This window comes from Entomospira culicis (assembly GCF_028748145.1).
Classification (GTDB): Bacteria; Spirochaetota; Spirochaetia; order WRBN01; family WRBN01; genus Entomospira; species Entomospira culicis.
Map to the genome: position 1 here is coordinate 424,072 of NZ_CP118181.1, position 15,522 is coordinate 439,593.

Sequence of the window (15,522 nt, forward strand, 5' to 3'; positions counted from 1 at the left end):
GTAGCATATTTACGCATTAACGTCTATGCATTTAGCGCGAAGAGTAATGATATTATGCGTCTTATGTTTATCGTGTTCTCATCATTGACATAAACGCGTGAATGGCCTATGATAATGGCATATGATGAATATACAGATGATTATTTGGGGAAGCCTCGCTTTTGTGGGAGTGGCTGGGTTGATTTTTGCGTTTAGAGATAAGTTGGTCTCTAAGCATAACTTATTGGACGGATCGATTAGCCGAGGGGTGATTGGCTTTACGATTCCGCTCTTAATTAGTGGATTTTTTCAACAATTTTATACCACTGTCGATACGATCATGTTGAGTCAATTTGTGGGCGACAACGCCGTAGGCGCGGTAGGGCCAAGTGGTATGATCTTCTTTTTGGTGCTCTCGGCGATGATAGGCTTTACTGCCGGTGGTGGTGTGGTGATTGCCCACTACTTTGGCGCGAAGGATTGGACGGGCTTGAAGCGAGGCATCGAGACGTTTTATATCGCAATGCTCATTGGCTCGGTGATCATCACGATTGTGGGCTACCTGATTGCTCCCTTTGCGCTACGTGCGGTTAATCTGCCGGATGATTTGATGGATGATGCGCAAGAGTATTTGCAAATTCTCTTTTTGAGTACAGTTTTTGTCTTTGGCTATAACGGTATTTCGAGCATTTTACGTAGCACCGGCGACTCAATTACGCCATTGCTCTTTTTAATTGTTAGTACGGCGATAAATATCATTTTAGATTATCTCTTTATTTATCTTTTTGGTTGGGGCGTGCAAGGTGCAGCGTGGGCGACGTTTATTGCGCAGGGAATGAGCTTTGTGATGGCGCTGGTCTATATGGGAAGGCATAAGTATGAGCACTTACGTTTTCACTTGCACCGTTTGACTTTTGATCGTATCATTTTCCGTAAGATGCTACGCATGGGCTTACCCGGCAGTGTGCAACAGACGGTTATCTCTTTTAGCTTAGTGATTTTAAGTACTCTAGTAAATGGGCATGGCACCGCATACACCAACGCCTATAGTGCAATTCAGCGCTTGGATAGTTTTATTATTTTACCTGGAATGAATTTTATGCTTACGATATCAACTTTTGTGGGACAGAATATTGGGGCAAAGCAGTTTGATCGTTTAAAAAAAGGTCTCATGGTTACGTTGCTGATAGGGTTGGGCTTTAGCGGATTGGTCTCGGCGATTATCGCGATAAATCCTGCATTTTATCTCAACTTTTTTGTGCAAGGCGAGCAGGCAGTTGCCATTGGTGTAGGATATTTTCATATTACGATTTGGTTCTATCCGATTGCAACAGCGATGTTTATCTTTAGTGGAGCGATTCGTGGTAGTGGGCATGCAATGGCCTCGATGGCGATCTCTATTTTTGTCTCGCTGATTTTACGCATTCCTGTTGCGATGTTACTCAATACTTACATGGGTGTAGCGGGAGTTTGGTGGTCTTTTGTGATGACTTGGGTTGTCGGATTGACCCTTAATGGAGTATACTGGAAGAGTGGGGCTTGGCGTAAGGGACATGCGCTTGTCTCCTAGGAGGTTTTGCATGCGTAAAAATAGCGGACGGATGCTGGTCTTATCGTTCTTTTTGGTGGGATTGCTGGGTTGTCCACAGGTGGCAGAAGAGAGCGTGGTAGGTGAGCCTGATGTGGCTTATCAGCGGATTATTTCTACCTCTTTGGCCGGGGATGCTTTGGTGATCGATCTCTTAGCCGAGCACGATTTGGGGCGGATTGTGGGATTATCAAGCCGTTTCAATCGCTATGGTACTGATGGGCATAAGGAGAAGATCTTAGGAGCGTCTATCCCTAAAGACTTTAGCATGGAATTGCTTGCGCATGTGATGTTATATCAACCAGATCTTATTTTGGCTAGCCAGTGGAGTGTGAACAACGAACATCGTGAGACGTTGCGTAGGCTTGGCGTGAGACTGTATGAATTAGAGCAACCCATGCGTGTAGAGGATATCTATGCACATGTGCTTGAGCTTGGCACATTGCTGGGCGATAGCACGTTGCAGGACGCACGTAGTTTGGTGCATCGTCTACGCGAGATTGAGGAGCGTATTGTGCAACGGGCACAGGCCATGCATAGCGATAAACCTCGATCTGTTACGGCGATGGATATCAACCACTTAGGGCGTGCAGCCGTAGATGGCTCGAATTTTGCTATTGTTATGGAACTTTTGGGATTTGTCAATATTGGTGCGCAACTAGAGGGGGAGGCGGTCGCAGGTTATATACCGATTAGCGATGAGCAATTAATCCAACTTAATCCTGACATCCTGATGGTTGATCCGCTTATGTACGAACGATTAACAACAGAAGAGCTCTTTGCCGACTTATCGGCAGTGCGTGGGGGAATGCTGATTCGTATCAGTGATAATCTGGAGAATATTGTGGCTGCGCCTAGTCATTATCTGCTCTTTGCTGCGCTCTACCTACAGGAGGAAATTTTGCATCGCTGGCAAGATTTTACTTTAGAGATGCAAGAAAATGTCGAAGAGCTTTAAATATTACCGAGATACTATCCGATAATTTTATGGAAGAGATAGGGAGATGTGGGAAGAATGAAGTATAAGCAACCCGTGATTGTATTAATATTTTTGCTATTTTTAGTGTCCGTATTATTAGGCGGATCGTTATTGGTACAGCGTAACTCAGACAAAGTGCCTCTCATTGCAGGTGGTGGTGGCTCTAGTCGCCCCGTGATTAGTCCAACCCCGCCGGAGGTCATCACTCCTGTTGATCCGCCTGTAGAGGTTGAGCAACCTTCTGTTGATCCTGATGAGAATTTAAATGGATCTGGTGGAGAATTTGTCGATCCACTAGCTCCTGTGGAAGATCCTTCTGCCAAGGCGCGTGAATTGACCAATCAAAGAGAGTATAAAGTGGTCTCTGGCGATACGGTAAGCACGATTACGGTACGCGAGTGGGGCAATGTCATGCTCTGGCCCGATCTCTACGTAAACAATCAGTGGATCTATAACGACCCTGATCTTATTTTACCCGGTGAGCTGGTCATGATTTTTGATAAGCTTGGTCATGGGCGTAGCGAACTGACTGCCGAAGAGAAAGAGTATCTTTTGGATGCGTATTTGCAGGTCTATAAGCTATATCAACAGTTGGGAGAAAAGCGTAATGCCTCTAAGTGGTATACACTAGGACTAGCGCTCCGTGTAGAGCCTCGCTTTTTTGAGATTTACGCCGATCGCATCGATCCCCGTGATATCGAGATGGTGAGAACTCTCCAGAAACAATCGGGTGCGTTTCGTTAATCGAGGTGATTAGATTTGGATAGAAAAAAAGCAGAGGGAATAATCCTCTGCTTTTAGTTGTTAATGGGATAGTTAAGTTGTGCAAGCATCTTGTAGAGTTTGTGCAACGGTAGACCAATCACCGTAGAGGGTACCCCCACGAGCTCCTCAATAAAGAATTGTGCCTTGCCTTGGAGTCGGTATCCACCGGCAACATCTTGCCACTCTCCGGTCTCTAAGTACCATTGCAGGTCGGTTTCGCTAAGGGTAGCAAAACGAATGGAAGCAACTTCGACGCTCTCTACTTTTTGTTTGAGGCTCTTGCTATAAAGCACCATGGCGGTGTAGACGGTGTGTTGCTTTCCTGATAATTGGCGTAAAATAGCGTCTGCCTCTTCGCGGGTTTTGGGCTTACCGATATTTTTGCCATTAAATCGCACGAGAGTGTCGGCAGCCAGCACCCAATTGCACCCTCCGCGCTGGGTATTCTCCAGAAAAAAGTCTAACTTTTTGTTGGCTAGGGTTAAGACCGCCACATGCGGTTCCATCTCTTTAGGAATACTCTCGTCGACGTTACTTGGTGCTGCGACAAAAGGAATGCCTCCAATGTTCAATAGCTCTTGCCTGCGTGGCGAAGATGATGCTAAAATTATAGTCTCCATATGCACTTTAGTATACGAGAAATGAGAATATTTAGCAAGAGCTATTTTTGCGCCTTTTTCGTTTCTTTTTGTAGAAACAAGGTTGACAGAAAATCCTCTTTGTTGTATCCTTAAATCAATACAAATTTATGGAGGTGGTTATGATTAGACGGATTTTTTCGGTATTATTTATCGGACTATTAAGTACAGCTCTCTGGGCGCAGAGTGCCAAGGACGTAACGGGACTCTGGTTTATGTACGACTTAGGCGACAAAGAGCCTAGCGGAGTGATGCAGGTCTATGAATTTCAGGGGGCTATTTATGGGCGAACACTTATCTCTTACGAAAAAGATGGACGTGTGCGCACCTACGTAGAGACTGACCTTGATCGCGCACCGCACTTGGCAGGTAATCCTCCCATGTTGGGCTTGGATGTGATTTGGGGCGTGCGCTGGAATGAAAAACGTAACCGCTACGACGGCGGACACATCATGGATCCACGTAAAAAGAGTCCTTATAGTGTTGAACTGCATCGTCAAGGCGATATTCTCAAGATGAAGGGCAAGCTTGGGCCTTTTGGTGCCACCATCGACTGGAAAAAGGCAACCGAGGCGGATCTCCATGGCGTAAAGCCTTTCGTCAATCCGATTCCTGTGCTTTATTACGATGAAAAAGGAAAACTTTTATTATCACCTAAAACTTTAAGCTAGAACGATCCGATACATTGATAAACTAGATCATTGAGGTGAGCCATGGATTGGGCAAATATTGAGCGCAAGCGTATCCATATTGTTGGAATCAAAGGAGCTGGATGTGCGGCATTAGCAGAGATTTTGCACCACCGTGGCGCTCACCTGAGTGGCTCGGATAATCCCGAAAATTTTTATACAAGTCTCATGCTCGATGCGTTGAAGATCACAATTTATCACCAATTTGATCAAGAGCATATCACCAAAGAGATCGATTTGGTGATTCACAGCGCAGCCTATAATCAGCGTAATGTGGAGTTGGCGCGTGCTGTTGCGCTTGGACTTTCTATCCTCTCTTATCCTGAGGCGTTGGGCAAATTGAGTCAGCAGAGTTATAGCATTGCCGTAGCAGGGGTGCATGGCAAAACCACCACGACGGCGATGCTAGGGTTAATCGCCAAAGAGCAGGGCTGGCCGGCAACGACGCTGGTTGGTTCACTGGTGGGAGGTTTTGGTAATCGCGCGACCTATTGCGCTGGGAGCGAAATCTTCATCGCCGAGACCTGCGAGTATCGCGAGCACTTTATGCATTTTCACCCTAATGCCATCCTCTTAACGGCGATTGAGTGGGATCATCAAGACTATTACAAGAGTCCCCAGCAGTTACGTGATGCTTTTTTCCGCTTTATCCAACGCCTACCCAATGGCGGAATTTTACTTTATAACGCCGACGATCCCGAGGTGATGATGGTTGTGGCGCAGGTACAAGAAGCACGTCAAGATCTCTCTTATCGGTCATTTGGACATCTTCATTCGGTAGATTATGCGCTCTCTCACGAAGCAGTGGCAGGCGAAATGAATACGTTTTCGCTCTCAGGCTGGGTTGATAGCGTGGCTATTCCCTTGGCGGGCAAGCATAATCGCGCCAATGCGGGCATGGCTTTGGCGATGGCGCGAGAGATTGCGCTACAACGGGGCATCGATTTTTCAGGAGATCGTGCAAGGCAAAGCATGCGATCCTTCCATGGCTTAACCCGGAGATTGGAGCTGGTGGGCTATGATAAGGCGAGGAATATTATCGTGCTTGATGACTATGCGCATCACCCTACTGCTATCGAGAAGACGATTCTTGGTCTGCGCGAATTCTATCCAGAGCGGCGTATTATCTTGAGCTTCATGAGCCATACCTATAGCCGTACGCATGCGCTTTTGGCCGATTTTGCGCGTACTATCGCGCTTGCTGATGTGGTGATTTTACATAAAATTTACGCCTCGGCACGTGAGCACAAACCAGAAAATTTCTCCTCCCAAGATCTTCTCACGGCAACAGAAGCGGAAAAAGTGTCCGACCTTTACTATATAGAGGAGCCACTTGATGCGCTGGCGTTACTACGCACCTTGCTTCAACCGAATGATCTCTTCATTACCATGGGCGCGGGGGATAATTTTCACTTATCGCATCAGCTAATAAAGGAGTGGGCATCGTGGTGAACAAAAATTTTTTCTATAAAGATGAAACCAAGTAAGGAGATGGCACGATTGAATGTACGATATGAACAGATAATGGATGAAAGACGATGGTAAGCATGACGGGGTTTGGGCGCGCGACCCATGAGGATTCTGATGTGCAACTTTGGGTGGAGGTTAAGTCTTACAATGCAAAGAATTTAGATCTCTATGTGCAGTTGCCTAACGAGTTGAGTAGTTATGAAATTGTGGCACGACAGATGCTTAGTGAGCGTTTTTCTCGTGGTAAAATAGAGCTTCGCGCTGGGGTAACCACACGGTTACAATCGCTTACGCTTCAGCCCCAAGTGGCATCAACGCTTAAGACATTGGCGAGTGAATTGGCGGGGGTGGGAGTGCATTTACAGGTGGGCTTGCGCGAGTTGCAACAGATGGGACTCTTGATGAGTGTTGATTCTGCATGTTTTGAGCAGACCTTTTTACGTAGTGTGGAAGAGGCGATCGCTGCGATGCAACGCTTTCGTCAAGAGGAGGGCAAGAAGCATCGCGAGGCACTAGCGCAAGATTGTGCAAGTATCGAAGAGGCGCTTCGTATCTTAACCGATCGCCAAGAGTTTGCCATGCAACAGGTGCGCGATCGTTTTATGCAAGTGATGGAGCAGTATCAACTGACGGCGGTGCTTAATGAGCAACGTTTTATGGAAGAGGTTGCGTATTACTTGGTGAAAAATAGTATTAAGGAAGAGATTATTCGTTTGTCTAGCCACGTGCAAGCGTTGCGTGAGCTGTTGGATTTGGACGAACCGATTGGCCGTAGGATCGATTTTTTAGCGCAAGAGATTCAACGAGAAGCCAACACCATCGCCAGCAAGAGCGAGGAGATTGCGATTAAGCAAGCAAGTTTGACGATAAAAGAGGTGGTAGATTCTATACGTGAACAGGGGAGAAATATTGAGTAAAGGCAGTGAATTAAAATTAATTAAACCCATTAGAATTGCGATGTCCGGACGCAGTGGCTGTGGCAATACCACGGCGGGGCGCATTGTTGCCGAGCGATTGGGGATTGTGCATGTCAACTATACCTTTCGTAATTTGGCGAAGGATAAAGGTGTCTCTTTTAATGAGTTGCGCAATATGGCACAAGAGAATGATGAGATTGATAAAGAGTTAGATAGGCGTCAATTAGAGTTGGCAATTGCACAGTCGTGTGTGTTGAGTAGTCGATTGGCGATTTGGATGCTTCCTGTGGCGGATTTGAAGATCTTCCTCAATATCCCCTTAGACGAACGTACGCGTCGTATTGCACAGCGTGAGGGGGGCGACTTACAAACCAAAATTGCCGAGACCCAACAGCGTGATGCCCTCGATCAACAGCGCTATTATCGTATTTACGGCATCGATATGAATCGCTTTGATGGTGCCGATATTATCATTAATAGCGGTCGGTTGAATGCCGAACAAGTGGCAGACATCATTATTTCGGCGATTCCACGCGACTATTTTGCCTAAGATTAGTCATTATTATGGATTGTTTTAGCCCTCGATATGAGGGTTTTTTAACTCTTTTTGAGCTGTGCCAGCGAACTCATGGCTAGGATGCGGTGGATTTCCGGATTGTACTCTTTGAAGTAGGGGTGAAAAGGATTTTCCAAAAATTCGGGGGTGAGAAATTGCCGAGAGGTGCCCTTTTCTAGTCCGGTGTAGACCTTGGCAAATTGCTCTTTGTTTGGGTCGCTGGGTTGACTACCCGTTTGATTGTTGGTTGCGAAGTACTCAAGGTAATCAAGCGTAAGTTTATCGATCTCTTCGCGTTTATCTTCTGCTAGTTGGTGCAAAAAGAGCACGGCATAGCGCATCGCCGTGGTGCTTTTTCGTTTAGCAAGCAGGTAGCGCACCATAAAGTAGACCCCGTCGGCTTGGTGCTTGACAGGCAGTGCGAGCGTATGGGAGGCAAGCTCTGATAGCTGTTGGATAAAGTTGGGCGACATCTGCTCTTCCTCGGTGATATAACCAGAAATAAGATGCTCGAGGTTGATTTTGATAAAGGGATAGGCAACCTCGTCGGTGTTTTGGATAAAGCGAGTAAAGGCTTCCAAAAAGATATACTCTTGCTCTTCTGCCGAAAGGGAGAGATTTTTTTTGACTTTTAGGAGAATAATATCCAACATGATTGCCTCTTTGGTGGGTTACTTTTGGTGATTAGGGCAGTAATAGGTGGAGCGTCCTGCCTGTTTGATTCGTTCGACAATGCCGTGCTCCGTGAGCTCGCCCTCGCGATCGTAGACCATAAATTCGTCTTGAAATTGACCGCTCTGGCCATCGGGTTTGCGATAATCTCGCCAAGTAGAGCCCGATAGTGCGATAGCCCGCGCGATAATCTTGTTGATAGAGTGGTGCAGTTGTTGGTACTCTGGCTGGGAGAGTTGGTTAGCTGGTCGGGTGGGGGATATCCCTGCATCATAGAGTGCCTCGCAGGCATAGATGTTGCCCAATCCGGCAATCAACTTTTGATCCAGAAGTGCCACTTTGATCGGTGCACGATGTTTGTGCATGGTGGTTTCGAGATAGACAGGAGTAAACGCGTCGGTGAGTGGCTCTGGGCCAAGCTTAGGCATGCGGTATGCCGCCGCCCAGAGCACCAGTCCAAAGCGACGCGCATCGTTAAAATATAGCGTGCGCCCATCTGCAAAGTGCCAAGAAATTTTATCATGTTTAAGCAGATGATCGCGACTCTCCAGTCGGCCGCTCATCCCCAAGTGCACCAGAAGTTTAGGCGCACCCTCAAAGGTTAATAAGAGATATTTACTCATACGCTCGATGGTGAGGAGTTTTTTGCCTTGCAGTTTTTGTGGAATATCCCCTGAAATAGGCTGACGTAGCCATGCATCATGCACGACCACGTCCGTAACAGTCTCGTTAAGATAAGGTAGGAGCGCTTGGCGCACGCTCTCTACCTCGGGTAACTCAGGCATCTAGCTTTGCCCCATGGCCGAGGAGCCACTCTCTGGATTTTCTGCAAGGGCACTCGGGGATGCGTCATTGGCGTGTAGACTCTTTTGGTTGTCATGCGCGCCCTTCACCAAGAAGCTCAAGCGGTTAATAATATTGACCTCGCTGGAACCTGCATCCATATCCAAGAAGAGGAGGTTGAGGTTGGGGTAGAGCATCTTGAGGCGCTTCTCCATCCCCTTAGCGATGATGTGGTTGGCAATACAGCCGAAGGGTTGAAGGCAAAGCACGTCCGTCGTGCCCTCGTTGACGAAGGTGATGATGTCGCCGGGCAAGAGCCAGCTCTCGCCAAACTGTAAGACGAGATCCATGCCTTTGGCGGCGTTCTTGGCGATGTGGCGGATGTCGTGAATGGGGCTGATGGCAAGCTTACTCTTAGCAAGTAGCTTGTTGGCCTTTTTGACATAATGTAAAATGACAGGTGCTGCTGCTTTGATTGCAAGAAGTTCTGCCCACGAATGATTTTCAACGTTAGCAGATTTGTTGTATTTCTGCTGGACAATGGTGGATAAAAAGAAGTTGACCAGCGGTGGAAAGTCGGGCTCAATACCATTTTTAATGAGCCATTGAGCGGTGTAATTATTGCTAAATTCATTAAACTTGACAAAAATCTCGCCAACAATACCCACTTTCGGAAAGCGCCCCTCTTTTACCTGGATGGTGTTAAATTCGGCAACTGCTTGCTCAATTAAGCCGTAGATGCGGTTCGGGTGCTTGTAGTCGATGATCTCCTCTCCTGCAGCTAACCACTTATCACTCATTGCTTTAGCAGTGCCATGCTCTTTTTCGTAGGTGGCATAGGTCCAGTAGAGCTTAGCGATGACATCGCCATAAAGGAGACCCAAAAGCGAGGTGAGCATGAAGGAGGTTGGGTTAAGCTTAAAGCCGGGTTGACGGTTGAGTTGTCCAGAGTCGGCGTGGGTGTTGATGGCAACCACAGGAACATCGGCAAACCCTGCGCTAATGAGCGCTTTTTTGAGCATGCTGATGTAACTACTGGCTCGGCACTGTCCACCGGTTTGGGTGAGGGCAACGGCTACATTGTCGATAGCATACTCGCCACTCTGTAAGGCCTTCACCAAGTCGCCAATCACGATGGTAGCAGGATAGCAGATGTCATTATTGGTGTACTGTAGCCCGACATGGATACTTTGACGATCGGGTTCGGGTAAGATCTTTAGGTTGTAGCCCTCATCACGCATCGACTTGACAATAAAGCGCGTGTAGAAGGGCGAGAAGTCTGGGGCGAGGATGATACGATCTTTATCGATCTCTTCAAAATTTTTGGTAAAGGCGCGCTCTTTCTTTTGTGGTTGAAAATTCTCTCCGCGCATGGCGACGCTCTCAATCATACTGCGGATACGTAGACGCACTGAACCAGGGGAGGTGATTTCGTCGACCTTGATGACGGTGGGCGACTTGCCAAAGCTTGCCAAGAGTGCCTTCACTTCGTCGATGGTTACGGCATCGGGGCCACAACCAAAGCTGTTGATGTGGATAACCTCGACGTTGGGTTGGCTACCTGCCCAGATGGCCGCGTCGTAGATGCGATTGGGGAAGGTCCACTGGGTCAAGACGTCAACGCCATGTAGCCCAACGCGTTCAGCCGGAGGCAGAGAGTCCTCGGTGAGGACATCGATACCTAGCGCGCTGATCATCTCGGGGAGCTTGTGGTTAATGAGGGCGTCAACATGATAGGGGCGACCCAAGAGCATAATAAGGAGACGCTTCTCTTCGCGGGCAACATTGATGACGGCTTGAGACTTCTCTTGAATAGCCTTTCGGTACTGCACGTCGGCGGCTACGGCTTTGTCAAAGGCTTCGTCAAAGATCTTCTTATTGACCCCTAAGTGCTCATGAAAGTAGCTCCAGAGACCTTTTTTGAAGAGCTTCTTGTCGTTCATGGCGAGTGATGGCTTATCAAACGGGATACCGTGCTTGGTTTCGGGCATCATCGCCGCGCTAATAACCTCGGGATAGCCAGCCACAACCGGACAATTGTACTCATTGGCACTGGCAGTGTCGTCAAATTCGGCCTTTTCATAGATGATCATCGGGTAGAAGATGCGGTCGACCTTCTTCTCCACCAAATTGATGATGTGTCCGTTGGTAATTTTGGCGGGATAGCAGATATTTTCGCTCATTACGGTGGCATAACCCTTTTCGGCTAGGCTGACGGTGGAGGGATCGGAGAGGACAACGTTGAACCCACTCTCCTCAAACATGGCGTGCCAAAAGGGAAAGTTATCCCACATATTAAGCACGCGAGGAATACCGATGGTGGGTCGCTTGGGCTGTTCGTCGAGAGGCTTTACCCCTGCCCAGAGGAGGTCGCGCTTGAATTGGTGCATATTAAAGCCCTGATGCGAGGAGATGAGCTTATTACTAAAGATCTTTTCACACTTGTTCCCGCTGTAGAATTTGCGTGTTTTGGCCTCTTCGTCGGTAAAGTTCATCTGGGTGATACGGCAGAGATTTTCACAACCTTTACAGGTGAGGGTCTGACGTGAATACTTTTGGGCTTCGGCAAGGTTATCTAGCCCGATAAAGGTGGATGGCTTTGCCTCTTGGTGATGGCGCTCGATGGCAACGAGGGCAGCACCGTAAGCGCCCATCAATTCGCAAATATCGGGGCGCACTACTTTTTTGTTGATAACTTTTTCAAGGGCGCGTAAGACTGCAGGATTTTTGAACGTTCCACCTTGCACCACCACGGTGTCGCCAAGGAGGGACATATCGGTAATTTTAAGCACCTTGTTGAAGCAGTTCTTAATGACCGAGTAGGCCAAGCCGGCAGAGATATCGCCTTGAGTTGCGCCTTCGCGGAGGGCTTGCTTTACCTTACTATTCATAAAGACGGTACAGCGCGTGCCTAGGTCGCAAGGCGCGTTACTGTAACAGGCCTCTTGGGCGAAGTCTTGTACCTTCATGGAGAGACCCTTGGCAAAGGTTTCGATAAAGGAGCCCGACCCTGAAGAGCACGATTCATTGAGCTCGAGGTTGTTGATGATGCCATGCTCGATAAAGATGGCCTTCATGTCTTGCCCACCAATATCGAGGATAAATGAGACATCGGGCGCAAAGTAGGAGGCCGCGGTGTAGTGAGCGATGGTTTCGACCAGCCCATCATCAAGCTTAAAGGCAAAGCGCGTGAGATCTTCCCCGTAACCAGTCGTCGCGGTGCGAATGAGGTTGGGCTTGTCTACCCCGAGGGCTTTGAGTTGCTCGTACACCGAGGTGAGACCACGGGTTACCGCGTCTACGGGGTTACCATTGTTCGGATGGTAGTCGCGCACGACGATAGCACCATGCTCATCACAGATGACGATTTTGGTGGTGGTCGATCCCGAATCGATGCCTAAAAAGAGCTTCGTTTCGTTGGTGAGCGTGCTAAGATCAAATTTCTCTACTTGATATTGACGTTCGTACTCTTGATTCCACTGGGCAAATTCATCGGCAGAGGTAAAGAGTGGCTCAAGGCGTGTATCGAGGGTGATGTTCTCCTCTTTAATGTTGGTGATACGCGCGATGAGGGTAGAAATTTTCGCAACTTCTTTCTCGGGAGAGGTATCTAAGGCGGCACCAAGGGCGGGGAAGACCTCGCTGGATTTGGTGGAGATGACGTCAAATTCATTGATGTTGAGGATGTCGTAGAAGGCGCGCTTGAGGGCGGGCATAAAGGTGAGCGGCCCACCAGTGAAGATAATCTTGGGCATGATGTCGACACCACGGGCAAGGGCATTAACCGTTTGATAGGCTACTGCGCGAAAGATGCTCGCTGCGATGTCGCTGGGTTGAATGCCACGGGCGATGAGGTTTTGTACGTCGGTTTTAGCAAAAACACCACAGCGCGAGGCAATGGGATAAGTGTTCTGGTGTTGATCGGCCAAGGCACTTAGCTCTTCTACAGGATAGCCTAGTAGGGTTGCCATTTGGTCGATAAAGGCACCTGTACCACCGGCGCATGCGCCGTTCATGCGGATATCGGGCTTCATCTCTTGGTTGAAGAAGATGATTTTTGCATCTTCTCCGCCTAGGTCGATAAGGGTGCGACACTCTGGGTAGAGTTCCTTGGCTACGCCTGCAGCAGCGACAACCTCTTGGACGAAAGGAATACCGGTCTTCTCGCTAATCCCCATTCCCGCTGTTCCGGTGATGGCGACGGAGAGGTCGATATCGCCAAGTTCGGTGAGCACCTCGTGGAGAATGCCCAGAATGGTTGCCACGACCTCGGTGTTGTGGCGACGGTAGCGCGTGAAGATCTGCTTATTTTCTGGATCGAGAAGAACAATTTTTGCTGTCGTCGAACCGATGTCAATCCCAAGTCTAAAATGTTGACTAATCATCATAAGTTACGCTCTTTATATTTATAATATGTTGTAGCAAAACTTTGGGGTTTCGTACAAAATATGATTGAAGCTTAGCATATACAGATACAAATTATAGAAAAAAGTAAAAAATATTACAAAATGCAGAATGTTGTACTATTTTGTTGATATCCTCTTTAATGTTTACACTATTTTGCAGATAAATTCAAGAGGAATAAGGCGAATTTTCTCCGCTTCGCGATGTTTTTAGAGAGAAAAGTAAGTTTTTGGAGAAAAAAAGCACTTTTTAATGACTTGCTTATTTTTTTAAGTTATCCTATAATAAGAGAGAGCGAATGTGTTCATTCAAAGGAGTTCCATAAATCAGATGAAACCGAGTAAGATTATAATGATTATCGCACTATCGATCTTCTTCCTGCCTTCGCATCTTTTGTTTGCCCAAGGGGCATCACATCGAGAAGAACATATTAAGGAGCAGTTGCTCGATCTCTACCTAGAGCAAGCTGAACGTGCCTTTACACTGGGATTTTATGATGAGGCTTGGCGTATTTTATTGTTAAGCGATGAGTTTCGTAGCGATTACCACCCTGAATACTTGCATCTTAAGGGACGTATGCTGATGCAAAAAGGCGCTTATCAGCAAGCCAAAGTGCTTTTTGAAGAGCTTCTTGCCAAGGGCGACTTGCTTGCCATTGGGGAACTTCATCTCTATGAAATATATCTACGACATCAAAATTATTCGGCAATTAAAGCGCTCTTTGCAAAGGGGTTGTTGCAAAATAGCGACGCCTTCTTTTACCAACAACTTGCGCTCTTTTATACCAATGACAAAAATTTTCGTAGCTTTTCTATTCAAGCTATGCGCCGCTTTAATCACGATGCGCGCTTTATTCTTCCCCTCTTGGTGAGTGGGGTGGATAATAATTCGCACTTTGCCCAGCTCAATCTTTTATATAATATTATGCGCCAAGATTATCTCTTTTTTGAAGATATGGATCTCCTCTCGCAAGATATTACCTTGGCGATGGTACGTCGTCTAGCCCCTGCGCAACAAGGACGGGTGTTGCACCACTTAGAGCCATGGCTAGCCAACAACATTAACTATCACTTAATGGTACGCCAGCAAATTGCTTTGGGTGATGACTCCTTTTTAGACCCACGTGGCAATTATCAGGCTCCGCACTGGGAACAACTGGAGGGCAACTATCTCTTAACAGCGTATCTCACCTCGCTTGAGGATGAGGCATTGTTGGCGAGTAAGTTAGCGTGGGCAGAGGATAGGAATTTAGATGGCTTTGCCGAGTTGGTTGGCACGGTTAATGCGCAGGGGAATGGAATGATGCGCTTGAGTCCGACACAGGATGATTTTTCTTCGATTGAAGTGATGTATCAACGCTTTCAGCCCCAGCGCGTTGTCGAGGCGCAAGCAGACCGTGAGGTAGAGATCGTTTTTTCTTACTTTCCACAGGTCGACAAGGTCTATGCGCGCGATACCTCGGTGCGTGAGGGCGCGAGTGCGCAGGCGGTGGTCTATCACTTGCGCTTTGATGCCATTACCCTCTCGCCTTGGCTAGATCAGATGAGCATTGGAGAGAGCCGTATTCCGCATGCGATGTTGCAATATCATAAACCGATGTTATTGGATAGAAATTTAGTCGAGGCTAGCGCCTATGTCGATGAGCTACGTGGCGACTGGCACTTTCGTCGTATGCGCGTGGTCGATGGAGAGATTCTCCACATTTGGGAAGATAGCGATAATGTAGGGTACTTTAACCGTTTTTTGAAGCTAAACAAGGGGGTAATTGAGTATGGTCGCAGAGCATTTTCGGCGTATGACGACTTCTTACTACTAGAAATTTATGAAAAAAATGAGGTTGTAGGCGTTGCCTTTAGTGAGGACGGTAGCAATTTTGACTTTTATGAAGAAGAGCAAGCTGGCTATCGTCTGCAAGTGTGGGATATTGATGTAAATGATTATATCAATGTTTATCGCAAAATAAATCAACCACCAACACTGCCTAGAGAACAGCGAGTATGGTTACGTCGACCGGTACGTGTCGATGCCATGACGGCGCGCGACTTTGCCAGTGCTAAACGGTGGCTAAAAGAGGTATATTAA

Annotated in this window: 12 protein-coding genes; 8 read left to right on the forward strand and 4 right to left on the reverse strand. The window is 47.4% G+C overall.

Annotation, left to right across the window (positions count from 1 at the left end):
* Positions 1–121: 121 nt before the first annotated feature.
* The 3 genes from PVA46_RS02015 to PVA46_RS02025 are packed head-to-tail and all read left to right on the forward strand — an operon-like array spanning position 122 to position 3,290.
* Positions 122–1,549, forward strand: a complete 1,428-nt coding sequence (locus tag PVA46_RS02015) for an MATE family efflux transporter (RefSeq protein ID WP_167695103.1) — start codon at positions 122–124, stop codon at positions 1,547–1,549.
* Positions 1,550–1,559: 10 nt separating this feature from the next.
* A complete protein-coding gene (locus PVA46_RS02020; RefSeq protein WP_167695104.1) occupies positions 1,560–2,525 on the forward strand; it encodes an ABC transporter substrate-binding protein in 966 nt (321 codons plus the stop codon).
* A gap of 57 nt (positions 2,526–2,582) precedes the next feature.
* On the forward strand, positions 2,583–3,290 hold the full coding sequence (locus PVA46_RS02025; protein ID WP_167695105.1) for a LysM peptidoglycan-binding domain-containing protein: 708 nt from the start codon (positions 2,583–2,585) through the stop codon (positions 3,288–3,290).
* Positions 3,291–3,343: 53 nt separating this feature from the next.
* On the opposite strand, the gene PVA46_RS02030 is transcribed toward PVA46_RS02025, so the two are convergent.
* Positions 3,344–3,931: a Maf family protein gene (locus tag PVA46_RS02030; RefSeq protein ID WP_167695106.1), complete on the reverse strand. Its 588-nt coding sequence runs from the start codon at positions 3,929–3,931 to the stop codon at positions 3,344–3,346.
* Positions 3,932–4,071: 140 nt separating this feature from the next.
* Here PVA46_RS02030 and PVA46_RS02035 point away from each other — a divergent pair, with 140 nt between their 5' ends.
* From PVA46_RS02035 to cmk, 4 genes are all read left to right on the forward strand, one after another.
* Positions 4,072–4,620, forward strand: coding sequence for a DUF2147 domain-containing protein (locus tag PVA46_RS02035; protein WP_167695107.1), 549 nt, complete (start codon positions 4,072–4,074; stop codon positions 4,618–4,620).
* 42 nt (positions 4,621–4,662) lie between these two features.
* Complete coding sequence (gene murC, locus PVA46_RS02040) at positions 4,663–6,090, forward strand: UDP-N-acetylmuramate--L-alanine ligase (protein ID WP_167695108.1); 1,428 nt, start codon at positions 4,663–4,665, stop codon at positions 6,088–6,090.
* Positions 6,091–6,176: 86 nt separating this feature from the next.
* Positions 6,177–7,025: a YicC family protein gene (locus PVA46_RS02045; protein WP_167695109.1), complete on the forward strand. Its 849-nt coding sequence runs from the start codon at positions 6,177–6,179 to the stop codon at positions 7,023–7,025.
* Entirely contained in the window at positions 7,018–7,575 is a 558-nt protein-coding gene (gene cmk / locus PVA46_RS02050) for a (d)CMP kinase (RefSeq protein WP_246226694.1), read from the forward strand. Before PVA46_RS02045 ends, cmk begins: the two co-directional genes overlap by 8 nt.
* 47 nt (positions 7,576–7,622) lie before the next feature.
* Here the strand turns inward: cmk and PVA46_RS02055 are convergent, their stop codons facing one another.
* Genes PVA46_RS02055 through PVA46_RS02065 form a run of 3 tightly spaced genes read right to left on the reverse strand, consistent with a single transcriptional unit; the run spans position 7,623 to position 13,424 of the window.
* A complete protein-coding gene (locus PVA46_RS02055) occupies positions 7,623–8,234 on the reverse strand; it encodes a hypothetical protein (protein WP_167695110.1) in 612 nt (203 codons plus the stop codon).
* A gap of 18 nt (positions 8,235–8,252) precedes the next feature.
* Positions 8,253–9,038: a bifunctional DNA-formamidopyrimidine glycosylase/DNA-(apurinic or apyrimidinic site) lyase gene (gene mutM / locus PVA46_RS02060; protein ID WP_167695111.1), complete on the reverse strand. Its 786-nt coding sequence runs from the start codon at positions 9,036–9,038 to the stop codon at positions 8,253–8,255.
* Positions 9,039–13,424, reverse strand: a complete 4,386-nt coding sequence (locus PVA46_RS02065) for an acyl-CoA dehydratase activase (RefSeq protein ID WP_212603836.1) — start codon at positions 13,422–13,424, stop codon at positions 9,039–9,041.
* 346 nt (positions 13,425–13,770) lie between these two features.
* On the opposite strand from PVA46_RS02065, the gene PVA46_RS02070 reads away from it, so the two are divergent.
* The gene (locus PVA46_RS02070) at positions 13,771–15,522 is read left to right on the forward strand and encodes a tetratricopeptide repeat protein (RefSeq protein ID WP_167695112.1); all 1,752 of its coding nucleotides are present in this window, start codon (positions 13,771–13,773) and stop codon (positions 15,520–15,522) included.

Coding starts and splice junctions, on each gene's coding strand:
- PVA46_RS02015 (WP_167695103.1), top strand. CDS start 122: ATGATGAATATACAGATGATTATTTGGGGAAGCCTCGCTTTTGTGGGA.
- PVA46_RS02020 (WP_167695104.1), top strand. CDS start 1,560: ATGCGTAAAAATAGCGGACGGATGCTGGTCTTATCGTTCTTTTTGGTG.
- PVA46_RS02025 (WP_167695105.1), top strand. CDS start 2,583: ATGAAGTATAAGCAACCCGTGATTGTATTAATATTTTTGCTATTTTTA.
- PVA46_RS02030 (WP_167695106.1), bottom strand. CDS start 3,931: ATGGAGACTATAATTTTAGCATCATCTTCGCCACGCAGGCAAGAGCTA.
- PVA46_RS02035 (WP_167695107.1), top strand. CDS start 4,072: ATGATTAGACGGATTTTTTCGGTATTATTTATCGGACTATTAAGTACA.
- murC (WP_167695108.1), top strand. CDS start 4,663: ATGGATTGGGCAAATATTGAGCGCAAGCGTATCCATATTGTTGGAATC.
- PVA46_RS02045 (WP_167695109.1), top strand. CDS start 6,177: ATGGTAAGCATGACGGGGTTTGGGCGCGCGACCCATGAGGATTCTGAT.
- PVA46_RS02055 (WP_167695110.1), bottom strand. CDS start 8,234: ATGTTGGATATTATTCTCCTAAAAGTCAAAAAAAATCTCTCCCTTTCG.
- mutM (WP_167695111.1), bottom strand. CDS start 9,038: ATGCCTGAGTTACCCGAGGTAGAGAGCGTGCGCCAAGCGCTCCTACCT.
- PVA46_RS02065 (WP_212603836.1), bottom strand. CDS start 13,424: ATGATGATTAGTCAACATTTTAGACTTGGGATTGACATCGGTTCGACG.
- PVA46_RS02070 (WP_167695112.1), top strand. CDS start 13,771: ATGAAACCGAGTAAGATTATAATGATTATCGCACTATCGATCTTCTTC.